At 52.1% G+C, this 23,124-nt stretch carries 24 protein-coding genes and 2 pseudogenes; 15 read left to right on the top strand and 11 right to left on the bottom strand.

From position 1 onward, the window contains the following. Positions 1–160 precede the first annotated feature (160 nt). The 8 genes from F3J30_RS10810 to F3J30_RS10775 all read left to right on the top strand — a co-directional run bounded on the left by F3J30_RS10810 (position 161) and on the right by F3J30_RS10775 (position 9,039). Positions 161–739 (top strand): lipoprotein, encoded by a 579-nt coding sequence (locus F3J30_RS10810; protein WP_014069123.1) that lies wholly within the window; start codon positions 161–163, stop codon positions 737–739. Between the two features lie 46 nt (positions 740–785). Next, positions 786–2,261 (top strand): muropeptide MFS transporter AmpG, encoded by a 1,476-nt coding sequence (ampG, locus tag F3J30_RS10805; protein ID WP_014069122.1) that lies wholly within the window; start codon positions 786–788, stop codon positions 2,259–2,261. Between the two features lie 479 nt (positions 2,262–2,740). After that, the gene (cyoA, locus tag F3J30_RS10800) at positions 2,741–3,688 is read left to right on the top strand and encodes a cytochrome o ubiquinol oxidase subunit II (protein ID WP_014069121.1); all 948 of its coding nucleotides are present in this window, start codon (positions 2,741–2,743) and stop codon (positions 3,686–3,688) included. Positions 3,689–3,704: 16 nt separating this feature from the next. Next, positions 3,705–5,696, top strand: a complete 1,992-nt coding sequence (gene cyoB / locus F3J30_RS10795; RefSeq protein WP_014069120.1) for a cytochrome o ubiquinol oxidase subunit I — start codon at positions 3,705–3,707, stop codon at positions 5,694–5,696. Then, positions 5,686–6,300: a cytochrome o ubiquinol oxidase subunit III gene (locus tag F3J30_RS10790; protein WP_014069119.1), complete on the top strand. Its 615-nt coding sequence runs from the start codon at positions 5,686–5,688 to the stop codon at positions 6,298–6,300. The genes cyoB and F3J30_RS10790 overlap by 11 nt, the downstream gene beginning before the upstream one ends. Next, positions 6,300–6,626 carry a cytochrome o ubiquinol oxidase subunit IV gene (locus F3J30_RS10785; protein WP_014069118.1) on the top strand — a complete coding sequence of 109 codons (327 nt, stop codon included), beginning with the start codon at positions 6,300–6,302 and terminating at the stop codon, positions 6,624–6,626. The genes F3J30_RS10790 and F3J30_RS10785 overlap by 1 nt, the downstream gene beginning before the upstream one ends. Positions 6,627–6,637: 11 nt before the next feature. Continuing rightward, complete coding sequence (gene cyoE, locus F3J30_RS10780; protein ID WP_010428092.1) at positions 6,638–7,525, top strand: heme o synthase; 888 nt, start codon at positions 6,638–6,640, stop codon at positions 7,523–7,525. Positions 7,526–7,677: 152 nt separating this feature from the next. Beyond that, positions 7,678–9,039: an MFS transporter gene (locus tag F3J30_RS10775; protein ID WP_166717243.1), complete on the top strand. Its 1,362-nt coding sequence runs from the start codon at positions 7,678–7,680 to the stop codon at positions 9,037–9,039. Between the two features lie 32 nt (positions 9,040–9,071). Here F3J30_RS10775 and F3J30_RS10770 read toward each other — a convergent pair whose 3' ends face one another. Then, complete coding sequence (locus tag F3J30_RS10770) at positions 9,072–9,563, bottom strand: YajQ family cyclic di-GMP-binding protein (protein ID WP_014069116.1); 492 nt, start codon at positions 9,561–9,563, stop codon at positions 9,072–9,074. Positions 9,564–9,687: 124 nt separating this feature from the next. On the opposite strand from F3J30_RS10770, the gene panE reads away from it, so the two are divergent. Further along, entirely contained in the window at positions 9,688–10,599 is a 912-nt protein-coding gene (panE, locus tag F3J30_RS10765; protein WP_166717242.1) for a 2-dehydropantoate 2-reductase, read from the top strand. Next, positions 10,562–11,155, top strand: coding sequence for a protein deglycase YajL (gene yajL / locus F3J30_RS10760; RefSeq protein WP_166717241.1), 594 nt, complete (start codon positions 10,562–10,564; stop codon positions 11,153–11,155). The genes panE and yajL overlap by 38 nt, the downstream gene beginning before the upstream one ends. Positions 11,156–11,277: 122 nt before the next feature. Here the strand turns inward: yajL and thiI are convergent, their stop codons facing one another. Further along, complete coding sequence (thiI, locus tag F3J30_RS10755) at positions 11,278–12,726, bottom strand: tRNA uracil 4-sulfurtransferase ThiI (RefSeq protein ID WP_166717240.1); 1,449 nt, start codon at positions 12,724–12,726, stop codon at positions 11,278–11,280. A gap of 194 nt (positions 12,727–12,920) precedes the next feature. Between thiI and xseB the strand changes: the two genes are divergently transcribed. Genes xseB through dxs form a run of 3 tightly spaced genes read left to right on the top strand, consistent with a single transcriptional unit; the run spans position 12,921 to position 15,950 of the window. Next, positions 12,921–13,163 carry an exodeoxyribonuclease VII small subunit gene (gene xseB, locus F3J30_RS10750; RefSeq protein WP_014069112.1) on the top strand — a complete coding sequence of 81 codons (243 nt, stop codon included), beginning with the start codon at positions 12,921–12,923 and terminating at the stop codon, positions 13,161–13,163. Further along, complete coding sequence (gene ispA / locus F3J30_RS10745) at positions 13,164–14,063, top strand: (2E,6E)-farnesyl diphosphate synthase (protein WP_166717239.1); 900 nt, start codon at positions 13,164–13,166, stop codon at positions 14,061–14,063. It abuts the gene before it with no gap. A gap of 24 nt (positions 14,064–14,087) precedes the next feature. Then, the gene (gene dxs / locus F3J30_RS10740; RefSeq protein WP_166717238.1) at positions 14,088–15,950 is read left to right on the top strand and encodes a 1-deoxy-D-xylulose-5-phosphate synthase; all 1,863 of its coding nucleotides are present in this window, start codon (positions 14,088–14,090) and stop codon (positions 15,948–15,950) included. 90 nt (positions 15,951–16,040) lie between these two features. On the opposite strand, the gene F3J30_RS10735 is transcribed toward dxs, so the two are convergent. Genes F3J30_RS10735 through F3J30_RS10720 form a run of 4 tightly spaced genes read right to left on the bottom strand, consistent with a single transcriptional unit; the run spans position 16,041 to position 18,359 of the window. Then, on the bottom strand, positions 16,041–16,502 hold the full coding sequence (locus F3J30_RS10735) for a DUF943 family protein (RefSeq protein WP_166717237.1): 462 nt from the start codon (positions 16,500–16,502) through the stop codon (positions 16,041–16,043). A gap of 43 nt (positions 16,503–16,545) precedes the next feature. Continuing rightward, on the bottom strand, positions 16,546–17,007 hold the full coding sequence (locus tag F3J30_RS10730; protein WP_166717236.1) for a DUF943 family protein: 462 nt from the start codon (positions 17,005–17,007) through the stop codon (positions 16,546–16,548). 43 nt (positions 17,008–17,050) lie between these two features. Beyond that, on the bottom strand, positions 17,051–17,512 hold the full coding sequence (locus F3J30_RS10725) for a DUF943 family protein (protein WP_166717235.1): 462 nt from the start codon (positions 17,510–17,512) through the stop codon (positions 17,051–17,053). A gap of 4 nt (positions 17,513–17,516) precedes the next feature. Next, positions 17,517–18,359, bottom strand: a complete 843-nt coding sequence (locus F3J30_RS10720; RefSeq protein ID WP_166717234.1) for a DUF3289 family protein — start codon at positions 18,357–18,359, stop codon at positions 17,517–17,519. Positions 18,360–18,572: 213 nt separating this feature from the next. Here F3J30_RS10720 and F3J30_RS22650 point away from each other — a divergent pair. Then, positions 18,573–18,686, top strand: a pseudogene (locus F3J30_RS22650) (IS630 family transposase); the annotation flags it as partial. 42 nt (positions 18,687–18,728) lie between these two features. Here F3J30_RS22650 and F3J30_RS22645 read toward each other — a convergent pair. After that, positions 18,729–18,854 (bottom strand): annotated as a pseudogene (locus tag F3J30_RS22645) (thiamine-phosphate kinase); the annotation flags it as partial. Between the two features lie 66 nt (positions 18,855–18,920). On the opposite strand from F3J30_RS22645, the gene F3J30_RS10715 reads away from it, so the two are divergent. Continuing rightward, positions 18,921–19,895 carry an aldo/keto reductase gene (locus F3J30_RS10715; protein WP_166717233.1) on the top strand — a complete coding sequence of 325 codons (975 nt, stop codon included), beginning with the start codon at positions 18,921–18,923 and terminating at the stop codon, positions 19,893–19,895. Positions 19,896–19,970: 75 nt separating this feature from the next. Here F3J30_RS10715 and thiL read toward each other — a convergent pair whose 3' ends face one another. The 4 genes from thiL to ribD all read right to left on the bottom strand — a co-directional run bounded on the left by thiL (position 19,971) and on the right by ribD (position 23,122). Next, the gene (gene thiL / locus F3J30_RS10710) at positions 19,971–20,942 is read right to left on the bottom strand and encodes a thiamine-phosphate kinase (RefSeq protein ID WP_166717232.1); all 972 of its coding nucleotides are present in this window, start codon (positions 20,940–20,942) and stop codon (positions 19,971–19,973) included. A gap of 77 nt (positions 20,943–21,019) precedes the next feature. Next, complete coding sequence (nusB, locus tag F3J30_RS10705; RefSeq protein WP_014069107.1) at positions 21,020–21,439, bottom strand: transcription antitermination factor NusB; 420 nt, start codon at positions 21,437–21,439, stop codon at positions 21,020–21,022. 21 nt (positions 21,440–21,460) lie between these two features. Continuing rightward, the gene (gene ribE, locus F3J30_RS10700; RefSeq protein WP_006176874.1) at positions 21,461–21,931 is read right to left on the bottom strand and encodes a 6,7-dimethyl-8-ribityllumazine synthase; all 471 of its coding nucleotides are present in this window, start codon (positions 21,929–21,931) and stop codon (positions 21,461–21,463) included. Positions 21,932–22,018: 87 nt separating this feature from the next. Beyond that, the gene (gene ribD, locus F3J30_RS10695) at positions 22,019–23,122 is read right to left on the bottom strand and encodes a bifunctional diaminohydroxyphosphoribosylaminopyrimidine deaminase/5-amino-6-(5-phosphoribosylamino)uracil reductase RibD (protein WP_166717231.1); all 1,104 of its coding nucleotides are present in this window, start codon (positions 23,120–23,122) and stop codon (positions 22,019–22,021) included. Positions 23,123–23,124: the final 2 nt, after the last annotated feature.

Below are 23,124 nucleotides of genomic sequence, written 5' to 3'. Positions count from 1 at the left end.
TACGTTTTGTCATTCACAGGCGGAGAAAAACAGTAAGCTGGTCAGTTTTCAGACAAGGCGATGAATTTACATGCGTTGACCACTTCCCCTGGCCGTTGGCGATGTTATGATGGCGGCAATTTTTCTCTCTATATGCTTACGATTCGTTGAGAACCTGAAAATGTTAAAAAAAATCTTCTTTCCGTTGGTAGCACTTTTTATGTTGGCAGGCTGCGCTACCCCGCCAACAACTATTGATGTCTCACCAAAAATCACCCTGCCTCAGCAGGATCCTAGTCTGATGGGCGTGACCGTGAGCATTAACGGCGCTGACCAGCGTCAGGATCAAGCACTGGCAAAAGTGACCCGTGACAACCAGCAGGTAACGCTGACCGCCTCACGCGACCTGCGCTTCCTGTTGCAGGAAGTGCTCGAGAAGCAAATGACCGCACGCGGTTATATGGTTGGCCCAAGCGGCGCTGTTGATTTGCAGATCATCGTGAACAACCTGTACGCAGACGTTTCCCAGGGTAACGTGCGTTACAACATCGCCACCAAAGCGGATATCGCCATCATTGCTACCGCGAAAAACGGTAACAAGATGAACAAAAACTACCGCGCCAGCTATTCCGTTGAAGGAGCTTTCCAGGCCTCCAACAAAAATATTGCTGACGCTGTTAACAGCGTGCTGACCGACACCATCGCAGATATGGCTCAGGACACCAGCATCCACGACTTTATCAAGCAGAACGCTCGTTAATCCTGCTTCCTGACCCGGCGCTTCGCCGGGTCAGCGCTATAGACTCATGTCCAGTCACTACTTACGCATTTTCCAGCAACCGAAATCAGCCATTCTGCTGATCCTCGGCTTCGCCTCCGGTTTACCGCTCGCGCTCACCTCCGGCACGCTTCAGGCCTGGATGACCGTAGAAAACATCGATCTTAAAACCATCGGTTTCTTCTCTCTGGTGGGGCAGGCTTACGTTTTCAAATTCTTGTGGTCACCGGTTATGGACCGCTACACCCCTCCGTTCCTGGGGCGTCGGCGCGGCTGGCTGGTGATGACCCAAATTCTGCTGTTGCTGGCAATTGCCGCTATGGGGTTCCTTGAGCCAACGTCCCAGCTGCGCTGGATGGCGGCGCTGGCCGTGGTGATCGCATTCTGTTCAGCCTCTCAGGACATCGTGTTTGATGCCTGGAAAACGGACGTTCTACCCGCAGAGGAACGCGGTGCTGGCGCGGCTATCAGCGTGCTGGGCTATCGCCTGGGCATGTTGGTTTCAGGCGGGCTGGCGCTGTGGCTTGCCGACCGTTACCTCGGCTGGCAGGGCATGTATTGGCTGATGGCCGCCCTGCTTATCCCGTGCATTATCGCCACCCTGTTCGCACCAGAACCGAGCGATGTGATCCCCGTGCCTCGTTCCCTGGAACAGGCGGTAGCCGAACCCCTGCGTGACTTCTTTGGCCGCAATAATGCCTGGCTTATTCTGCTGCTGATTGTCCTTTATAAGCTTGGCGATGCATTCGCCATGAGCCTGACAACCACCTTCCTGATCCGTGGCGTCGGGTTTGATGCGGGTGAAGTCGGCGTGGTCAACAAAACGCTGGGCCTCTTTGCCACTATCGTCGGCGCGCTTTACGGTGGTGTGTTGATGCAACGGCTGACGCTGTTCCGGGCGCTGCTAATCTTCGGTATCTTGCAGGGTATTTCAAACGCCGGGTACTGGATGTTGTCGATTACCGACAAGCACATGATCAGTATGGCCACCGCCGTTTTCTTTGAAAACCTGTGCGGCGGCATGGGAACTGCGGCATTTGTCGCGCTGCTGATGACCTTGTGCAACAAGTCGTTTTCCGCCACCCAGTTTGCCCTGCTCTCGGCGCTTTCGGCCGTAGGGCGTGTTTATGTTGGCCCGATTGCAGGCTGGTTTGTTGAAGCACACGGCTGGCCGACATTCTATCTTTTCTCTGTCGTCGCTGCGGTGCCGGGGATCTTATTGTTACTGGTTTGTCGTCAGACGCTGGAATATACGCAGAAAACCGAACATTTTATGCCGCGCACCGAATATCAACATGCCTATCGATTTGCTTTACGCCTGTTGATGGTGGGTTGCCTGGCGCTGGCATTATGGCTCGTGGTGTTAATTATTAATGCAACAACCCCTCTTACGCTTCCCTTCGAAGCCCTTCTGCTCGACGCTGGAGCCCTGCTGGCTATCGCCGGGATCCTGACTGGCGGCGCGCTCGATTTCCTGGCATTACGTAAAATGCCCACAACCTGAAGTAAAAAACGAAAGGTTATTTCCCGTTGTAATCACTAAGCGAAATTATAACGGTGAAATAACCGCCAGCCGGCAAAAAAAATATTTGTTGTTTTGTGCGGGATAGAATTTGGAAATTATTGGAGCCCATTACGCTGCGCTATTTTTCATTAAACGATTCAGCATTTGAAAGATTGAATTTTCGTTTTTCAGTTGTCTTTTTATTGATAATTAATTGTTAATTATTTGTATATTTTTGATAATGGTTATACCAATTGCCCCTTTTAGGGTATGCTTGGGGGTCCTTTCGTTATAACGCCCGTGCCGCGCGGCTTTCGCCTTAAAAACCGACATAATTTGCAACACTTGTGACATGTGCGGCAGAACCCGGTAACACCTTCCTGACACAGGCCTAATGATGTTTACAGTAATGTAACCTTCCCGTAAAATGCCCCCACACTTTAAACGCCACCAGACTCCCGTGGAATTGAGGTCGTTAAATGAGACTCAGGAAATACAATAAAAGTTTGGGATGGTTGTCATTATTTGCAGGCACTGTATTACTCAGTGGCTGCGATTCTGCACTACTTGACCCCAAAGGACAGATTGGACTGGAACAACGTTCATTGATTCTGACGGCTTTTGGCCTGATGATGATTGTGGTTATTCCTGCCGTTTTGATGGCTGTTGGTTTCGCCTGGAAGTATCGTGCGAGCAATAAAGATGCGAAGTATAGCCCTAACTGGTCACACTCCAATAAAGTGGAAGCTGTGGTCTGGACAGTGCCTATTCTGATCATCCTGTTCCTTGCCGTGCTGACATGGAAAACCACTCACTCGCTTGAGCCAAGCAAACCGCTGGTTCACGATGAAAAACCGATTACCATCGAAGTCGTCTCCATGGACTGGAAATGGTTCTTCATCTACCCGGAACAGGGCATTGCTACCGTGAATGAAATCGCCTTCCCGGCGAACACTCCGGTTCAGTTCAAAGTGACCTCCAACTCCGTGATGAACTCCTTCTTCATCCCGCGTCTGGGTAGCCAGATTTACGCGATGGCTGGGATGCAGACGAACCTGCACCTGATCGCGAATGAAGCAGGCACCTACGATGGTATCTCCGCCAGCTATAGCGGCCCGGGCTTCTCAGGTATGAAGTTCAAAGCTATCGCGACGCCAGACCGTGCCGCATTCGACCAGTGGGTTGAAAAAGCGAAGCAGTCTCAGAACACCATGTCTGACATGGCGGCGTTCGACAAAGTGGCTGCACCTAGCGAATACAACAAGGTGGAGTACTTCTCTAACGTGAAACCAGATTTGTTCAAAGAAGTTATTGGCAAATTTATGGATCACGGCAAGAGCATGAATATGTCCCAGCCAGAAGGCGAGCATAGCGCGCACGAAGGTATGGAAGGCATGGACATGAGCCACGCGGAAACCGCTCACTAAGGGGCCGAGGAAGAAAATGTTCGGAAAATTGACACTGGATGCAGTGCCCTACCATGAACCCATTATCGTGGTTACGGTGGCTGCAATTATCATCGGTGGTGCGGCCTTACTGGCCTTAATCACTTACTTCGGTAAGTGGAGCTACCTGTGGAACGAGTGGCTGACTTCGGTTGACCACAAAAAACTCGGCATCATGTACTGCATCGTCGGTATCGTCATGTTAATTCGTGGCTTTGCGGATGCTATCATGATGCGTAGCCAGCAGGTGCTTGCCTCTGCGGGCGAAGCGGGCTTCCTGCCGCCGCACCACTACGATCAGATCTTTACCGCTCACGGCGTTATCATGATCTTCTTCGTGGCGATGCCGCTGGTTATCGGTCTGATGAACGTGGTTGTGCCGCTGCAAATCGGCGCGCGCGACGTTGCGTTCCCGTTCCTGAACAACCTGAGCTTCTGGTTCACGGTTGTCGGTGTAATCCTGGTTAACCTGTCACTGGGTGTGGGCGAATTCGCACAGACCGGCTGGCTGGCCTACCCGCCGCTTTCAGGAATTGAATACAGTCCTGGCGTAGGTGTCGACTACTGGATTTGGGCGCTTCAGCTCTCCGGTATCGGTACAACCCTGACCGGTATTAACTTCTTCGTGACCATTATCAAGATGCGTGCCCCTGGCATGACCATGTTCAAGATGCCAGTGTTTACCTGGGCATCTCTGTGCGCAAACATCCTGATTATTGCTTCATTCCCGATTCTGACTGTCACCATCGCGCTGCTGACCCTGGACCGCTACCTGGGCACCCATTTCTTCACGAATGATATGGGTGGCAACATGATGATGTACATCAACCTGATTTGGGCCTGGGGTCACCCTGAAGTGTACATCCTGGTTCTGCCTGTGTTCGGTGTGTTCTCCGAAATCGCAGCAACCTTCTCGCGTAAGCGCCTGTTCGGTTACACCTCTCTGGTGTGGGCAACTGTGTGTATTACCGTTCTGTCGTTCATCGTTTGGCTGCACCACTTCTTCACTATGGGTGCCGGCGCGAACGTAAACGCCTTCTTCGGTATTACCACCATGATTATCGCAATCCCTACCGGGGTTAAGATCTTCAACTGGCTGTTCACCATGTATCAGGGTCGCATCGTGTTCCACTCAGCAATGCTGTGGACCATCGGCTTCATCGTGACCTTCTCCGTGGGTGGTATGACCGGCGTACTGCTGGCTGTACCGGGTGCTGACTTCGTTCTGCACAACAGTCTGTTCCTGATTGCGCACTTCCATAACGTTATCATCGGTGGTGTGGTCTTCGGCTGCTTCGCTGGCGTAACCTACTGGTGGCCAAAAGCGTTTGGCTTCACGCTGAACGAAACCTGGGGTAAACGCGCGTTCTGGTTCTGGATCATCGGCTTCTTCGTTGCATTTATGCCGCTGTACGTGCTGGGCTTCATGGGTATGACCCGTCGTCTGAGCCAGCAGATTGATCCGCAATTCCACCCAATGCTGGTTGTTGCAGCATGTGGTGCGGTGCTGATTGCCTGTGGTATCGCGTGCCAGCTGATTCAGTACTACGTGTCTATTCGCGACCGCGAACAGAACCGTGACCTGACCGGTGACCCATGGGGTGGCCGTACGCTGGAGTGGGCGACCTCTTCTCCACCTCCGTTCTATAACTTCGCCATTGTGCCGCAGATCCATGAGCGCGACGCATTCTGGGAAATGAAAGAAAAAGGTGAAGCGTACAAGCAACCTGCTCATTACGAAGAGATCCACATGCCGAAAAACAGCGGCGCGGGCATTGTTATTGCCGCCTTCGCAACGGTATTTGGTTTCGCAATGATCTGGCACATCTGGTGGTTGGCGATTGTTGGCTTTGCCGGCATCCTGATCAGCTGGATTGTGAAGAGCTTTGACGAGGACGTGGACTACTACGTACCAGTCCGTGAAGTCGAAAAACTGGAAAACCAGCATTTCGATGAGATTTCTAAAGCGGGGCTGAAAAATGGCAACTGATACTTTGGCACACTCAACTGCCCACGCGCATGACCATGCGCACCACGATACAGGGCCGACGAAAGTATTCGGTTTCTGGATCTACCTGATGAGCGACTGCATTCTGTTCTGCTGTCTGTTCGCGACGTATGCCGTTCTGGTGAACGGCACTGCTGGCGGCCCGACCGGTAAGGACATTTTTGAACTGCCGTTCGTCCTGGTAGAAACCGCACTGCTGTTATTCAGCTCCATCACCTACGGCATGGCGGCTATCGCCATGTACAAAAACAACAAGAGCCAGGTTGTCTCCTGGCTGGCGTTGACCTGGTTGTTTGGTGCTGGATTTATCGGGATGGAACTCTATGAATTCCATCACCTGATTGCTGAAGGTATGGGCCCGGATCGTAGTGGCTTCCTGTCTGCGTTCTTCGCACTGGTAGGTACTCACGGTCTGCACGTGACCTCTGGTCTTATCTGGATGGCGGTACTGATGTTCCAGGTATCCCGTCGCGGCCTGACCAGCACTAACCGTACCCGTATCATGTGCCTGAGCCTGTTCTGGCACTTCCTGGACGTGGTATGGATCTGCGTGTTCTCTGTTGTCTATCTGATGGGGGCGATGTAATGAGTCATTCAACCGATCATGGCGCTTCCCACGGTAGCGTAAAAACCTACATGACAGGTTTCATCCTGTCGATCATCCTGACGGTTATCCCGTTCTGGATGGTGATGAGCGGTTCTGCTTCTCACGCGGCGATTCTGGGCACTGTCCTGGTCACCGCAGTGGTACAGATTCTGGTGCATCTGGTTTGCTTCCTGCACATGAACACCAAGTCCGATGAAGGCTGGAATATGACGGCCTTTATCTTTACCGTGATTATCATCGCTATCCTGGTAGTCGGTTCCATCTGGATTATGTGGAACCTCAACTACAACATGATGGTTCACTAAGAGCGGCGAGTATGTTTAAGCAATACCTGCAAGTAACGAAACCAGGCATCATCTTTGGCAACCTGATCTCCGTGATCGGAGGGTTCCTGCTGGCCTCTAAGGGCAGCATTGATTACACCCTCTTTATCTACACGCTGGTCGGTGTGTCACTGGTTGTTGCGTCCGGTTGTGTATTTAACAACTACATCGACATGGATATCGACAAGAAGATGGAAAGGACTAAAAATCGGGTGCTGGTTAAAGGCCTGATCGCCCCTTCCGTCTCGCTGGTGTACGCCACCTTGCTGGGTATTGCTGGCTTTATGCTGCTGTGGTTTGGTGCTAACCCTCTGGCCTGCTGGCTGGGGGTGATGGGGTTCGTGGTTTATGTGGGCGTTTACAGCCTGTATATGAAACGTCACTCCGTCTACGGTACGCTGATTGGTTCTCTCTCCGGCGCTGCGCCGCCGGTGATTGGCTACTGTGCCGTCACGAACGAGTTCGACAGCGGTGCGCTGATCCTGCTGGCTATCTTTAGCCTGTGGCAGATGCCGCACTCCTACGCCATTGCCATTTTCCGCTTCAAGGATTATCAGGCAGCGAACATTCCGGTACTGCCGGTCGTGAAAGGCATCTCGGTTGCTAAAAACCATATCACGCTGTACATCATTGCCTTCGCAGTAGCGACGCTGATGCTCTCTCTGGGCGGTTACGCTGGATACAAATATCTGGTGGTGGCAGCCGCAGTAAGCGTCTGGTGGCTCGGTATGGCTCTGCGCGGTTACAAAGTGGAAGATGACAAAGTCTGGGCGCGCAAACTGTTTGTGTTCTCAATCGTTGCCATCACCTCGTTGTCCGTAATGATGTCTGTAGACTTTATGGTGCCAGATTCTCACAATCTGCTGACTTACGTCTGGTAAGCCATAGCAAGTGAATAAAAAAGGGGTGCTTCGGCACCCTTTTTTATTCACTAAATCTATTAATAGCGCATGTAATATTTGTTAAATAACCCTTTATTTACCCCGCCCCTTCCCCGCACTACACTATGGCCTGCTTTTGAACTGAGGTGGTAATGAACGATAATAAAATGACGCCAGGCGAATTGCGCGCGACCTGGGGTTTAGGGACTGTTTTCTCGCTGCGGATGCTTGGCATGTTTATGGTCCTGCCTGTTCTGACCACGTACGGTATGGCACTGCAAGGCGCCAGCGAAGCGCTGATTGGCCTGGCGATTGGTATCTATGGTTTAGCGCAGGCAGTATTCCAGATCCCCTTTGGCCTGCTTTCTGACCGCGTAGGTCGTAAACCACTGATTGTCGGCGGGCTGCTGGTCTTTGTGCTCGGTAGCGTAATAGCCGCCCTCTCCCACTCTATCTGGGGCATTATTCTTGGCCGCGCGTTGCAAGGTTCCGGGGCGATTGCCGCCGCGGTAATGGCGCTGCTGTCGGATTTAACCCGCGAACAAAACCGCACCAAAGCCATGGCGTTTATTGGCGTAAGCTTTGGCGTGACCTTTGCGATTGCAATGGTGCTCGGTCCGATCATTACGCATCAACTGGGTCTTCATGCCCTGTTCTGGATGATTGCCATTCTGGCGACTATCGGCATTGCGTTAACGCTGTGGGTCGTACCGGACAGCAAAAACCACGTGCTGAATCGCGAGTCTGGCATGGTCAAAGGCTGCTTTAGCAAAGTCATTGTCGAGCCGCGCCTGCTGAAGCTGAATTTTGGCATTATGTGCCTGCACATTCTGCTGATGTCGACCTTCGTTGCCCTTCCCGGCCAACTGGCGGCAGCGGGTTTCCCGGCGTCTGAGCACTGGAAAATTTATCTGGTGACAATGCTGATTTCGTTCGTCTCCGTGGTGCCGTTTATCATTTACGCCGAAGTGAAGCGCAAGATGAAACGCGTATTTCTCGCCTGCGTTGCGCTACTGCTGATTGCGGAGATCGTATTGTGGGGTTCCGGCCCTCACTTCTGGGAACTGGTGGCGGGCGTTCAGCTCTTCTTCCTGGCATTTAACCTGATGGAAGCCTTGCTGCCTTCGCTTATCAGCAAAGAATCTCCGGCGGGATATAAAGGCACGGCAATGGGTATTTACTCCACCAGCCAGTTTATCGGCGTCGCTATTGGCGGCTCGCTCGGCGGCTGGGTGGATGGCCTGTTTGATTCGCAAACCGTGTTCCTGGCGGGCGCACTGCTGGCAATGGTCTGGCTACTGGTCGCCAGCACCATGAAAGAGCCGCGCTATGTCAGCAGTCTGCGTATAGAAATCCCGGATGACGTTGAAATTAGCGATGCGCTGAAGCAGCGACTGGAAGCCACAGACGGCGTGAATGAAGTGATGATTGTGCCGGATGAACGCAGTGCGTATGTCAAAATCGACAGCAAAGTGACCAACCGCTTTGAAGTCGAGCAAGCGTTGAAAGCCTGAAAAAATGCCCGGTAAAACCGGGCATTTTTGTCTTAATCGCGGAAGTTTTTAAACTGGAACGGTTGTCCCAGATCGCCGCCGCGAACCAGCGCCATAACGGATTGCAGATCGTCACGGGATTTCCCGGTCACACGGATCTCTTCACCCTGAATCTGCGCCTGCACTTTCAGCTTGCTGTCTTTGATGAGCTTAACGAGCTTTTTCTGCACCGCGCTCTCAATGCCCTGCTTCAGTTTGGTTTCAACAAACCAGGTTTTACCGCTATGCACGAACTCTTCTGGTACATCAAGAGACGCGCCTTCAATGCCGCGTTTCAGCAACTTGGCACGCAGAATATCAAGCAGCTGATTGACCTGGAAATCAGACTCGCTCAGAACCTTGATAGTCTTATTTGCATCGTTCAGCTCAAAAGTCGCCTCTACGCCACGAAAATCAAAACGTGACTCAACTTCACGGCTTGCGTTATCAACGCCGTTACGAACTTCCTGGATATCAACTTCGGAAACAATATCGAAAGATGGCATCTTTTCTTCTCCCTTCATTTTTGTTGCGTTGCATAATACCCGCAACGAGGCATAACGAGAAGCTTAGCTGACGGCGCTATACTTAGGCCGTAACACCTGGCGCAGTTGCAGGTGAGGAGGAACAATGAAAATTACAGTGCTCGGATGCGGAGCCCTTGGTCAATTATGGCTGACGGCACTATGCAAACACGGACACGAGGTACAAGGTTGGCTGCGTGTGCCCCAGCCCTACTGTAGTGTAAACCTGATAGATGAAGACGGAAGCATCTTTAACGAATCACTCACTGCAAACGATCCTGATTTTTTGGCGCAAAGCGACTTACTGCTGGTCACGCTCAAAGCGTGGCAGGTGTCGGATGCCGTGAAAGCGCTGGCGGCGCAACTGCCCCCGACATCCCCCATCCTGCTGCTGCATAACGGCATGGGAACCATTGATGAGCTGAAAAGCATCCCGCAGCCGCTGCTGATGGCGACAACCACCCATGCTGCACGGCGTGATGGCAATATCATTGTGCATGTCGCCAGCGGTGTTACCCATATTGGCCCGGCCCGCGAACAGGATGGTGATTACAGTTATCTGGCTGATGTTCTGCAAAAGGTGCTGCCAGATGTCGCCTGGCACAACAACATTCGCCCTCAGCTGTGGCGCAAGCTGGCAGTTAATTGCGTCATTAACCCACTTACTGCGCTGTGGGATTGCCCTAACGGCGAGCTAAAAAACCATCCGCAAGAGGTCGCCACCCTCTGTGCTGAAGTGGCCTCTGTGATCGAACGTGAAGGCTTACACACGTCGGCAGACGATTTACGCTATTATGTTGAGCAGGTTATTGATAGTACGGCAGAAAATATCTCTTCGATGTTGCAGGACGTTCGGGCGTTGCGCCACACCGAGGTAGACTACATCACCGGCTATCTGTTAAAGCGCGCCCGCGCGCACGGTATTGCCGTACCGGAAAACGCCCGCCTGTATGACCTGGTTAAACGTAAGGAGAGTGAGTATGAGCGCGTCGGCACTGGTATGCCTCGCCCCTGGTAGCGAAGAAATGGAAGCCGTCACCACCATCGACCTGATGGTGCGTGGCGGTATTAATGTCACCACCGCGAGCGTTGCCAGCGACGGTAATCTGGCTATCACCTGCTCACGAGGGGTGAAAATCCTTGCGGATGCCCCACTGGTACAGGTGGCTGACGGTGATTACGACATTATCGTTCTGCCCGGCGGCCTGAAGGGCGCAGAGTGTTTTCGCGACAGCCCACTGCTCGTCGAAACGGTCAGGCAGTTTCACCTCTCTGGCCGTATCGTCGCCACAATTTGCGCCGCAGCCGGAACGGTTCTGATTCCTCATGATATCTTCCCCATCGGCAATATGACCGGTTTCCCAGGGCTTAAGGATACGATCCCGGAAGCGCACTGGGTGGATAAACGCGTTGTCTGGGATCCGCGCGTCAACCTGCTGACCAGCCAGGGGCCTGGAACTGCGATTGATTTTGGCTTAAAGATCATTGACCTGCTGGTCGGGCGGGAGAAGGCGTACGAAGTGGCGTCGTCGCTGGTCATGCCTGCGGGAATTTATAACTACTATGAAGAATAGTGCATAGAAAAGCCGGGTGGCGCGAGGTAAAAGCAAAACGGCAACCAAAGGTTGCCGTTTTTAATGTTTGCGCCCTCTCCCTGTGGGAGAGGGTCGGGGTGAGGGCATCAGGCCGCACTTCCCTACGGGCGATACACCTTCACATTAGCAAAGCCCTGCTCGCGCAGATACAGCGCCTGCAAGCGGCTCATCACCCCACGTTCACACCACAGCAGATACGTTTTGCTCTGGTCGAGGTCACCAAACTTCGTGCTCAGCTTGTAGAACGGCAGGGAAACCACTTCCACACCGTCAACTTTCAGCGGCTTATCATCCTGCTCATCAACAGAACGGATATCCAGAATCGCATCGTTGGCGCCAAAACCGCTGACGGTTTCAACTTCAACCACTTCCTGCTGGGTCTGCTGGGCAATCTCGCGGATATCGATGTTGGACGCTTCCGCCACCACCTTCTCCAGAATAGCGAAATCGAAGTTCTCTTCTTCCGCTTCGATCTTCGCCTTCACCGCTTTTACCGTTGGGCTTTTTGAGATAACGCCACAGTATTCCGGCATAGTGCGGGCAAAATCTTCGGTGCCGATTTCGCGTGCCAGATCGATGATGTGTTCTTTATCGTGAGAGATAAGCGGACGCAGGATCAGGGTATCAGACACATTGTCGATAAGACGCAGGTTGGTCAGCGTCTGGCTGGACACCTGGCCCAGCGCTTCACCGGTCACCAGCGCCTGCACGCCATAACGCTCCGCCACTTTGGACGCTGCGCGTACCATCATACGCTTGAGCACCACGCCCATCTGGCCGTCGTCCACTTTTTCGAGGATTTCGCCAACCACCGGCTCAAAGTTGATCGCGACAAAACGCACACGATGCGAGCTGCCGAAGCGGTTCCACAGGTAATGCGCCACCTGACGGACACCGATTTCATGCGCCGCGCCGCCCAGGTTAAAGAAGCAGTAGTGAACGCGGCAGCCACGGCGCATCAGCATGTAGCTGGAAACACCGGAGTCAAAACCGCCGGAAATCAGGGACAGCACATCTTCCTGCGTCCCGATCGGGAAGCCGCCGATACCTTCGTAGCGGCCTTTCACCAGCAACAGGCGATCGTTTTCGATCTCCAGGTTAACGGTCACGTCCGGGTTGGTCAGGCGCACGCGCGCAGTCTCAACGTGCTGGTTCAGACCACCGCCCACGTAACGTTCCACTTCAATGGAGCTGAATTCGTGTTTGCCACGACGCTTCACGCGGACACAGAAGGTTTTGCCTTCGATCTGGTCGCGGTACTGCACCAACGCTTTTTCGAAGATGTCGTGCATATCGGTGAACGGGACATCTTCCACTTCCAGAATATGGTGGATCCCCGGGATACGGGTCAGCGCATCGCGGATATCAAGACGTTTGTTTTCGTCTTTGGCGCGAACTTCAACGTGATCCCAGTGACGAACAACGGCCAGCGTTTCGTCATAATGCTTCAGAACGTTACGGATGTTCCCGGTCAAAATTTTAATAAAGCGCAAACGCACAGATTGGCTTTTGATAGTGATTTCAGGGAACAATTTAATGATAAACTTCATGGCGGCAATGTTTCTTAGGCAAGCTTATTAAGGCTTGTAATGGAAAAGTACAACAGCCCCTATACCGAAGGCTGCATCCAGGCGCGCAAGTATACCACCATCGCGCGGCTCCTGTGCACATTGCGCGTTATTTGCTTATCCGCCCGAGTCCGTTACCATGACAGGGCAGAAAATATGAGAGTCAGACATTCACTATGCCGAAGAAAAATGACGCACCGGCCAGTTTCGAAACTGCGCTGAGTGAACTGGAGCAAATTGTCACCCGTCTTGAGAGTGGCGATCTGCCGCTGGAAGACGCACTTAACGAATTTGAACGTGGGGTGCAGCTCGCACGCCAGGGGCAGATTAAATTACAGCAGGCTGAGCAGCGCGTGCAGATCCTGCTCTCCGAAGCCGAAGATGCCGCGACAACACCTTTCACACCGGACGCCGAGTAAATGGATTTTTCCACACAGCTTCAGGCGTGCGTTGTGCGTGCCAACGATGCGTTGCGCCGCTTTATTGAACCGCAGCCTTTTCAGAACACTCCACTGGTTGAGGCCATGCACTATGGCGCACTCTTGGGTGGAAAGCGCCTGCGCCCGTTCCTGGTCTATGCCACCGGAAAGATGTTTGGCATCAGCGAAAACACCCTGGATGCTCCGGCTGCTGCCGTTGAATGCATCCACGCTTATTCGCTGATCCATGATGATTTGCCGGCCATGGACGACGACGATTTGCGTCGTGGTCAGCCAACCTGCCACATCAAGTTTGGCGAAGCGAATGCCATTCTGGCGGGCGATGCCCTGCAAACGCTGGCATTTTCGATTTTAAGCGATGCGCCAATGACCGAAGTGGCCGATCGCGATCGCCTGGCAATGGTTTCCGAACTGGCCATGGCCAGTGGCGTTGCAGGGATGTGCGGTGGACAAGCGCTGGATCTTGAGGCCGAAGGACGTCAGGTTAATCTGGAACAGCTTGAGCGTATTCACCGCCACAAAACGGGTGCGTTAATCCGCGCTGCCGTTCGTCTGGGCGCGCTGAGTGCGGGTGAACAGGGACGCAAAGCCCTGCCGATTCTGGACAGATACGCAGAAAGTATCGGTCTGGCGTTCCAGGTTCAGGATGACATTCTGGATGTGGTGGGCGATACTGCAACATTGGGTAAACGTCAGGGTGCCGATCAGCAGCTTGGCAAAAGCACCTATCCCGCCCTTCTGGGCCTTGAGCAAGCCCAACGAAAAGCCCGGGACCTGATTGATGATGCCCGCCAGTCACTGAATCAACTGGCCGCGCAATCACTGGATACCTCGGCACTGGAAGCGCTAGCGGACTATATAATCCAGCGTGATAAATAAACTATATATCTCGATGAGCCTTTGATGAGTTTTGATATTGCCAAATACCCGACACTGGCGTTAGTTGACTCCACTCAGGAGTTGCGCCTGTTGCCGAAAGAGAGCCTGCCGAAATTGTGCGACGAACTGCGTCGCTACCTGCTCGACAGCGTTAGCCGCTCCAGCGGCCATTTCGCCTCCGGGCTTGGCACGGTTGAACTGACCGTGGCGCTGCATTACGTCTATAACACGCCGTTTGATCAGTTAATCTGGGACGTGGGTCACCAGGCATATCCGCACAAAATTCTGACCGGCCGTCGCGATAAGATTGGCACTATTCGCCAGAAAGGCGGCCTGCATCCGTTCCCGTGGCGCGGAGAGAGCGAATTCGATGTATTAAGCGTCGGCCACTCTTCTACCTCCATTTCCGCGGGTATCGGTATTGCTGTCGCTGCCGAAAAAGAGAACAAGCAGCGCCGCACCGTCTGCGTGATTGGCGACGGGGCGATCACCGCCGGTATGGCGTTTGAGGCCATGAACCATGCGGGTGATATCAAACCGGACATGCTGGTTATCCTCAACGACAACGAGATGTCCATCTCGGAGAACGTTGGCGCGCTGAATAACCACCTGGCGCAGTTGCTCTCCGGCAAGCTGTACTCCACGCTTCGCGAAGGTGGCAAAAAAGTCTTCTCTGGCGTTCCGCCTATCAAAGAGCTGCTCAAACGTACCGAAGAACATATCAAAGGCATGGTTGTGCCTGGCACGCTGTTTGAAGAGCTGGGCTTTAACTATATCGGCCCGGTCGACGGCCACGACGTTCTGGGGCTGGTGTCCACACTCAAGAACATGCGCGACCTGAAAGGCCCGCAGTTCCTGCACATCATGACCAAAAAAGGGCGTGGTTACGAACCTGCGGAAAAAGATCCAATTACCTTCCACGCGGTACCGAAGTTTGACCCAACCAGCGGCTGCCTGCCAAAAAGCAGCGGCGGGATGCCGAGCTATTCAAAAATCTTCGGCGACTGGCTGTGCGAAACGGCGGCCAAAGATAACAAGCTGATGGCCATCACCCCGGCCATGCGCGAAGGCTCTGGCATGGTGGAGTTTTCGAAAAAATACCCTGACCAGTATTTCGACGTTGCGATTGCGGAACAACACGCGGTGACGTTCGCGGCAGGGCTGGCGATCGGCGGCTACAAACCGGTTGTCGCGATTTACTCCACCTTCCTGCAACGCGCCTATGACCAGGTGATCCATGACGTCGCCATCCAGAAACTGCCGGTGCTGTTCGCCATCGACCGCGCAGGGATTGTTGGGGCCGACGGGCAGACGCATCAGGGGGCATTTGACCTCTCCTTCCTGCGCTGCATCCCGGACATGGTTATCATGACCCCAAGCGACGAAAACGAATGTCGCCAGATGCTGTTTACCGGCTACCACTATCAGGATGGCCCAAGTGCCGTTCGCTACCCGCGCGGCAACGCAGTGGGCGTGGAGCTGCAACCGCTGGAAAAACTGACCATTGGCAAAGGTCTGGTGAAACGTCGCGGTGAAAAAGTGGCGATTCTGAACTTCGGTACGCTGATGCCGGAAGCTGCTAAGGTTGCCGAAACGCTGAATGCCACCCTGGTGGATATGCGTTTTGTGAAGCCGCTTGATGAATCTCTGATCCTGAGCATGGCTGAAGGCCATGACGTGCTGGTGACGCTCGAAGAGAACGCCATCATGGGCGGGGCTGGCAGTGGCGTGAACGAGGTGCTGATGGCACACCGTAAAGCAGTTCCAGTGCTGAACCTCGGTCTGCCGGATCACTTTATCCCGCAAGGGACGCAAGACGAAGCCCGTGCAGCCATCGGCCTTGATGCCGCAGGTATTGAAGCTAAAATCCGCGCCTGGCTGGCATAACACCTTCCCCACTGCTCCTGTTAGACTTATTTTGTTAGCGGGAGCAGAGCGGAATTAATCAAGCCGTTGAACACATCGCCAAAGTAGCATTCAGTACCGCTCTTTAGTTATCGAACCATCTTTTTTATCCATAATGTACTTATTATCACCGATAATAAAATTAATTTTGTTTTCATCAGAAAACCTGGCATCAACCTTAAGAAGATTATTTTTTTCAATACAGTTTTTCTCTGATGTCATATCAGGAAAACAAAAATAATCCTCTCGCGGAGAGTCCCGCAGATACCCGTCCCCCACATCCCAGACCATCAAAACAAATTCCTGCCCGGAGGGGATGTTATATTTATTCTTAAGCATATCCCGCTGAGATAGCCACCAGTTAATTCGCCCCCGATCCGTTAATGGGAAATGGTCAACGATAATGTCATCATAATCAAACTTATCAGTACTGCGATGGACATCAATGATTTTTACAGGGTAAATATCATTCCAAAAACTAGAAGCAATCACAACCAGCGCAATCGCCAAATAAATAAACCAGGATTTTTTCATATCATTATCGCTCCGATAATTCGATACTGCCCAATCACGGTTTTTAATACCGAGCCTTAGTCATCGAGCCATCTTTTTTATCCATGATGTACTTATTATCACCGATAATAAAATTAACTTTGTTTTCATCAGAAAATCTGGTATCAACTGCAAGGAGTTCGTTTTTTTCAATACAGTTCTTCTCTGATGTCATATCAGGAAAACAAAAATAATCTTCTCGCGGAGAGTCCCGCAGATACCCCTCCCCCACGTCCCAGACCGTCAAAACAAATTCCTGCCCGGAGGGAATGTTGTATTTTTTCTTAAGCATATCCCGCTGAGACAACCACCAGTTAATTCTCCCCCGTTCCGTTAACGGGAAATGGTCAACGATAATATCATCATAGCCAGAGTGATCAGTACTGCGATGGACATCTATGATTTTTACAGGGTAAATATCATCCCAAAGACTAAAAGCAATCACAACTACTGAAATTGCCAGATAAATAAACCAGGATTTTTTCATAGCATTATCGCTCCGATAATTTGATACTGCCCAATCGCGGCTTTCAGTACCGCTCCTTAGTCATCGAACCATCTTTTTTATTCATAATGTATCGAGTACCACCAACGATAAACCTGATCTTATTACTTTCAGGAAATCTGAAAGTAACCTCAAGAAGTTCATTTTTCTCAATACAATTTTTCTCGGCTTTCATGTCAGGAAAACAGAAATAATCCTCTCGCGGCGAGTCCCGCAGATACCCGTCCCCCACATCCCAGACCGTCAAAACAAATCTCCGCCCGGAGGGAATGTTGTATTTTTTCTTAAGCATATCCCGCTGAGATAACCACCAGTTAATTCGCCCCCGATCCGTTAACGGGAAATGGTCAACGATAATATAATCATAGCCAAAGCTATCAGTACTGCGATGAACATCAATGATTTTTACAGGATAAATATGATCCCAGAAACTAAAAACAATCACAGCCAAAGCAATCGCAGCATAAATAAACCAGGATTTTTTCATATCATTATCGCCCCGTCAGTTTTACAGAAGCATTGAAGTTCGTCACAAAAGGTTTAAATGAAAAGCAGTTGTATCGCTGAAGAACAAACCATATCCGAAAAAACCTGAAGCTTTGGTATAGTTTTTTAGTAATATCTTCTCGCCCCAGGCCAAAATGATCCTGCGCTTCAAATAATATATCCGCCTCCCACCCTATCTGGTATCGTCTAAAATTAAGCATAACAATTCTCTGGAAATAGATATCATGGACGGCGATCCCCATTCCGTTGAATCTGTCTTCGAAATCATTAAACTTAGGCAATTTCTTCCCTAATATTTCTTTTCGTACATCCCATATGAAATTCTGACTACCAACTTGTTTACGCCTGTCACTGACATAATCATTAATTACATCTCTGATAACACCGAGCGTAGTTTCTTTATATTGCTTTGCCCTGAGAAGATCAGAAAATGCTCCGTTGAGTAACGCGTTATAGCCAAAAGGTCTGCCATTTCCATGTTGAAAATGGTTAATCATCTCTCCAATTAAATGTTTATAACTCCCAGAAGCAAACAATCCAGACAACTCTCTCATTTCATCAAAAAGAATACTGACACATTCATCATGAGTAACGCTTTGATCGTCTTTAAAGGAATACCCTGTAATAAATGGATAGTTAAGGTATTTAACAGTGTTATCTTTGAAGGTCATGCTATAGGGATCAACTATAGTCGAAACATCGTTTAACCCTAATGATTGCAGTTCTAAAGCAGACAAATCACTATGCCGCATATCATCTGTACTTGCATCATTAATTCTATTTTCTGTCTGAAATAGTAACTCGCACGGAAAATTCATACTATACATATTCGTCCCTCAGAGTATACGAACCAACAATCCTGTAAATTATGCCCTCACGCCAGGAACATCATATGCCACACATCAAGATAAAAACAGAGTAAACAAATCAAACAGAGAAATTATATCAACGACATTCACGCAATGAATAACACCCCTCTAATAAATCCAATAACCTAATTAAACTTTGCGATCCGTTTTTAAAAAAATATAACTTCATTACCTTACAACCCTAACCTGAATCCGATAGCGTGAAAGTGGAAGTTAATGAACGTGCATACCCGGAACAATCGTTATTTCAGTAATCCGTGTTTATTCAGAGATGAAATCTGCATCTTGAGGTTACGTGGGGATGTATTAAGCAGGACAAGCTCTGATTTATGCAAAGTGATCAAATCCTTTCCAGTCAAGTATTACCGGAGCACATTCCCGGGCAATCTTCAGCCCTTCGCTCTCCGGCACGCTCTGAGCGATACAGGTAAACTTCACGCCTGGCTGGCCTAAACCCTCCCCTTTCCGCTCCTGCTATGCTTAAAGGTAACGCTTTACGCAATCAGCAGGAGTGGAACCATGCAATACAATACATTAGGAAAAACAGACCTTAAGGTTTCCCGACTATGTCTCGGCTGTATGACATTTGGCGAGCCTGACCGGGGAAATCACGCCTGGACACTACCGGAAGAGAGCAGCCGTCTTATCATCAAACGCGCTATCGACGGCGGCATTAATTTCTTTGATACCGCCAACAGTTACTCAGACGGCAGCAGTGAAGAGATTGTCGGGCGCGCCCTGCGTGACTTTGCCCGCCGCGATGACGTGGTGGTGGCGACAAAGGTCTTCCATAAGACTGGCGATTTACCGGAAGGGCTTTCACGCGGGCAGATCCTGCGTTCCATTGATGATAGCCTCAGACGCCTGAATATGGATTACGTCGATCTTCTGCAAATCCACCGTTGGGATTACAACACGCCTGTTGAAGAAACGCTGGAAGCGCTTAATGATGTGGTCAAAGCTGGCAAAGCACGGTACATCGGCGCCTCTTCCATGCACGCAGCTCAGTTTGCTACCGCGTTAAACCTCCAGGCACAGCATGGCTGGGCGCGCTTTGTCACCATGCAGGATCACTACAATCTGATTTATCGCGAAGAAGAGCGCGAGATGCTGCCGCTCTGCTATCAGGAAGGCGTCGCGGTTATTCCATGGAGCCCGCTGGCTCGCGGACGTTTAACCCGCCCGTGGGGCGAAACCACCGCCCGTTCAGTGTCGGATGCATTTGGTAAAACGCTGTATGACGCCACAGAGGCCAGCGATGCCCTTATTGCCGAACGTCTGGCGGGAATAGCTGACGATACCGGGGCTACACGAGCTCAGGTGGCGCTGGCGTGGTTGCTGAGCAAGCGTGGGGTTGCGGCACCGATCATTGGTACATCGCGGGAAGAGCAACTGGACGAGTTGCTCAATGCCGTGGATTTAACCCTGACGCCGGAGCAGATTGCCGAGCTGGAAACGCCGTATGAGCCGCATCCGGTGGTGGGATTTAAATAAACAAACGCCGGGTGGCGGCTTCGCTTTAGCTGTTTTGTAGGCCGGGTAAGGCGAAGCCGCCACCCGGCAAGAAACTTACGCGAAGTGATCGTATCCTTTCCAGTCGAGCGTGACCGGCGCGCCTTCACGAACAAACTGCATCCCTTCACTTTCAGGAAGGATCTGTCCGATGCAGGTAAACGGTGCACCAAGGTGACCCAGCGCCACATCCAGCGTACCGCGATTCAGTTCCGGGACGGTAAAGCACAGCTCATAATCTTCGCCACCAGAGAGCGCCCAGCGCAGGGCCTGCTCGGGTTCGACATGGCGACGGATCTGCGCTGAAAGCGGGAACAGATCCAGGTCAATACGCGCACCTGTTCCGCTGGCCTTCAGGATATGACCCAGATCGGAAATCAGCCCGTCAGAAAGATCGATGGCCGAGCTCGCGCGCTCGCGCAGTGCCTGGCCGTGAAGAATTCGCGGCGTTGGGCGCAGATGACGTTTCACCAGATAGTCTGCGTCCTCGGCATCGTCAACCGTTAAACGATCCTGAAGAATAGCCAGCCCTGCGGCGCTATCACCCGGCGTACCGGTGACGTAGATCCAGTCACCCGGTTTTGCTCCCGAGCGCTTAAGCGCTCGCCCAACAGGCACATAGCCGTGGATAGCCAGCGTCATCGACAGCGGACCCGCAGTGGTATCACCGCCAATCAGCTGCATATCGTAATAATTGAGTTGTTCAAACAGCGCATCGCTGAACGTTTCGAGCCAGGCTTCATCCACATTCGGCAGAGTTAATGCCAGCGTTAGCCACGCAGGATCGGCACCCATTGCCGCCAAATCGCTCACGTTTACCGCCAGCGCTTTATAGGCCAGGTCGGCAGGATCGATATCGGGTAAGAAATGACGTCCGCACACTAAGGTGTCGGTGCTGATCGCCAGCGTCTGTTTTTCGGGAATATTGAGAAGTGCGCAGTCGTCGCCGATTCCAGTTTCAACATCAAGACGAGAGGTTCTGACACGGTCGAAATAACGGGCAATCAGGGAAAATTCTCCACATGCCATGCGTTATGCCTCAGCAGATAAAAGAAAAAACCGGAGCCGCACTGCCGGCAAGGCAATGCGAAGCTCCGGTTTGCGGATCACTTTTTGTGGGGACGGATCGCAGGTGCGGCTTTATCCAGCACGCCGTTTACAAATTTGTGGCTGTCTTCAGCACCGAAGGTTTTCGCCAGTTCGATGGCTTCGTTGATGGCCACTTTGTACGGCACATCATCACGTTTAGACAGCTCAAACAGCGCAATACGCAACACTGCTTTTTCAACCTGACCCAGCTCGTCGAGCAGACGAGACAGGTATGGCTTCATCAGACCATCGAGATACGCGCTATTAGTCGCCACTCCCGACAGCAGTTCACGGAAGTACAGAACATCAACGTCTTTCACGTCTTGCTCTGACAGGAACTGGTATTCAACATCAGCGATGTCGTTCTGGGACAACTGCCAGGAGTAAAGTGCCTGGACGGCACATTCACGGGCGCGGCGACGAGCAGCAGGTTTCACGGAATTCCCCTTACAAAAAAATCAGGCCTTGATGGCTTTCAATACATTGATCATTTCAAGCGCGGTCAGTGCAGCTTCTGCACCTTTGTTACCGGCTTTGGTGCCAGCGCGTTCGATGGCTTGTTCAATACTTTCGGTGGTCAGCACGCCGAACGCGACAGGAATTTCAGCATCCTGCGCTACGTGTGCCAGACCATTGCTTGCACCGCCCGCAACGTATTCGAAGTGCGCAGTGCCGCCACGAATAACAGTACCCAGTGCAATCACCGCGTCGTATTTACCGGTTTTTGCCAGCGCGCCTGCTGCCAGTGGCAGTTCATAAGCACCTGGAACCCAAACAACGGTAATGTTGTCATCTTTAACCTGGCCGATACGTTTCAGGGCGTCAATTGCACCTTCCAGCAGGCTGTCGTTGATGAAGTTGTTGAAACGCGCAATGGTGATGGCGACGCGAGCGTCCGGGGTAGCTACAGCAGCTTCAATAATGTTCATACTCTTCCTTTACGGGTTCATTTGGCCCCGCAGGGGGGCGGATTTTATCATAATACTTTGCGCACTGCTTCCCTATTTCAGGTGCAATTACGCTGTCGTTAAATGGAGGCAGACATCCGGACCCACCGGACGAATCTCGCTGAATTTGAGTTGTGGGGCATCGGCCAGTTTTTCAAGGCCAGGCAGCACAAACAACCCGCGCGCAGCATTTCCTAACAGTTTAGGTGCAACATAGACAATCAGTTCATCCACAAGCCCAGCCTGGAGCAGCGCACCGGCAAGCGTTGGGCCCGCTTCCACCCAGATGCTGTTCACCTGTTGTTTGCCAAGCAGCATCATCAGCACCACTAAATCGAGATGCCCGTTGTGCTCCGGCACCATAATGCTGCGCACGCCTTCCGGCCAGTTACGATCGTCTGCTTTGGTCCGGGCAAACCAGGTTTCACCTGGCTGCTGGACGATACGGTGCTCAGGCGTTACGCGATTCTGGCTATCAATCACAATACGCAGCGGCTGGCGCAGATTTTCCTGCGGATACAGCTCCTGAGTATCGGCATTCAGTTCATCCCAGCGAACCGTCATCGCCGGGTCGTCAGCCAGAACGGTTTCACTGCTGGTGAGGATAGCATGGCTTTGCGCGCGCAGACGTTGCACATCGCGCCTTGCTTGCGGTGACGTTATCCACTGGCTTTCACCGTTCGCCATCGCCGTACGGCCGTCAAGCGAAGCGCCCAGCTTCAGTTGAATATACGGGAACCCCGTACGCATACGCTTAAGGAAACCCTTATTAATGGTTTCGGCATCGTGCATCATCAGGCCATGGCTGACGTCGATGCCCTCTTGTTGCAGCCGGTAAAGACCGCGCCCGGCAACCTGTGGATTGGGATCCTGCATCGCCGCGACGACTCGCGAGACGCCCGCGGCAATCAGCGCTTCGCAGCACGGTGGGGTACGCCCGTGGTGGCTGCAAGGCTCAAGAGTGACGTACGCTGTCGCGCCACGCGCCTTTTCACCGGCCATGCGCAGGGCATGAACTTCAGCATGAGGCTCACCGGCACGATAATGGAAACCCTCACCGACAATTTCGCCATCTTTCACAATGACACAGCCGACATTCGGGTTGGGATGGGTGGTAAAACGCCCGCGCTGCGCCAGTTTCAGCGCTCGCGCCATGTAAATCTCATCCTGCATGA

It is taken from the genome of Enterobacter sp. Tr-810, from assembly GCF_011752765.1.
Classification (GTDB): domain Bacteria; phylum Pseudomonadota; class Gammaproteobacteria; order Enterobacterales; family Enterobacteriaceae; genus Enterobacter; species Enterobacter soli.
The sequence above is the reverse complement of the archived record's forward strand: the minus strand, read 5'-3'. Positions and strand labels throughout refer to the sequence as shown.

Bases quoted from the DNA above. Each gene is read 5' to 3' on its own strand.
- F3J30_RS10810 (WP_014069123.1), top strand. From the start codon at position 161: ATGTTAAAAAAAATCTTCTTTCCGTTGGTAGCACTTTTTATGTTGGCA.
- ampG (WP_014069122.1), top strand. From the start codon at position 786: ATGTCCAGTCACTACTTACGCATTTTCCAGCAACCGAAATCAGCCATT.
- cyoA (WP_014069121.1), top strand. From the start codon at position 2,741: ATGAGACTCAGGAAATACAATAAAAGTTTGGGATGGTTGTCATTATTT.
- cyoB (WP_014069120.1), top strand. From the start codon at position 3,705: ATGTTCGGAAAATTGACACTGGATGCAGTGCCCTACCATGAACCCATT.
- F3J30_RS10790 (WP_014069119.1), top strand. From the start codon at position 5,686: ATGGCAACTGATACTTTGGCACACTCAACTGCCCACGCGCATGACCAT.
- F3J30_RS10785 (WP_014069118.1), top strand. From the start codon at position 6,300: ATGAGTCATTCAACCGATCATGGCGCTTCCCACGGTAGCGTAAAAACC.
- cyoE (WP_010428092.1), top strand. From the start codon at position 6,638: ATGTTTAAGCAATACCTGCAAGTAACGAAACCAGGCATCATCTTTGGC.
- F3J30_RS10775 (WP_166717243.1), top strand. From the start codon at position 7,678: ATGAACGATAATAAAATGACGCCAGGCGAATTGCGCGCGACCTGGGGT.
- F3J30_RS10770 (WP_014069116.1), bottom strand. From the start codon at position 9,563: ATGCCATCTTTCGATATTGTTTCCGAAGTTGATATCCAGGAAGTTCGT.
- panE (WP_166717242.1), top strand. From the start codon at position 9,688: ATGAAAATTACAGTGCTCGGATGCGGAGCCCTTGGTCAATTATGGCTG.
- yajL (WP_166717241.1), top strand. From the start codon at position 10,562: ATGAGCGCGTCGGCACTGGTATGCCTCGCCCCTGGTAGCGAAGAAATG.
- thiI (WP_166717240.1), bottom strand. From the start codon at position 12,726: ATGAAGTTTATCATTAAATTGTTCCCTGAAATCACTATCAAAAGCCAA.
- xseB (WP_014069112.1), top strand. From the start codon at position 12,921: ATGCCGAAGAAAAATGACGCACCGGCCAGTTTCGAAACTGCGCTGAGT.
- ispA (WP_166717239.1), top strand. From the start codon at position 13,164: ATGGATTTTTCCACACAGCTTCAGGCGTGCGTTGTGCGTGCCAACGAT.
- dxs (WP_166717238.1), top strand. From the start codon at position 14,088: ATGAGTTTTGATATTGCCAAATACCCGACACTGGCGTTAGTTGACTCC.
- F3J30_RS10735 (WP_166717237.1), bottom strand. From the start codon at position 16,502: ATGAAAAAATCCTGGTTTATTTATTTGGCGATTGCGCTGGTTGTGATT.
- F3J30_RS10730 (WP_166717236.1), bottom strand. From the start codon at position 17,007: ATGAAAAAATCCTGGTTTATTTATCTGGCAATTTCAGTAGTTGTGATT.
- F3J30_RS10725 (WP_166717235.1), bottom strand. From the start codon at position 17,512: ATGAAAAAATCCTGGTTTATTTATGCTGCGATTGCTTTGGCTGTGATT.
- F3J30_RS10720 (WP_166717234.1), bottom strand. From the start codon at position 18,359: ATGTATAGTATGAATTTTCCGTGCGAGTTACTATTTCAGACAGAAAAT.
- F3J30_RS10715 (WP_166717233.1), top strand. From the start codon at position 18,921: ATGCAATACAATACATTAGGAAAAACAGACCTTAAGGTTTCCCGACTA.
- thiL (WP_166717232.1), bottom strand. From the start codon at position 20,942: ATGGCATGTGGAGAATTTTCCCTGATTGCCCGTTATTTCGACCGTGTC.
- ribE (WP_006176874.1), bottom strand. From the start codon at position 21,931: ATGAACATTATTGAAGCTGCTGTAGCTACCCCGGACGCTCGCGTCGCC.
- ribD (WP_166717231.1), bottom strand. From the start codon at position 23,122: ATGCAGGATGAGATTTACATGGCGCGAGCGCTGAAACTGGCGCAGCGC.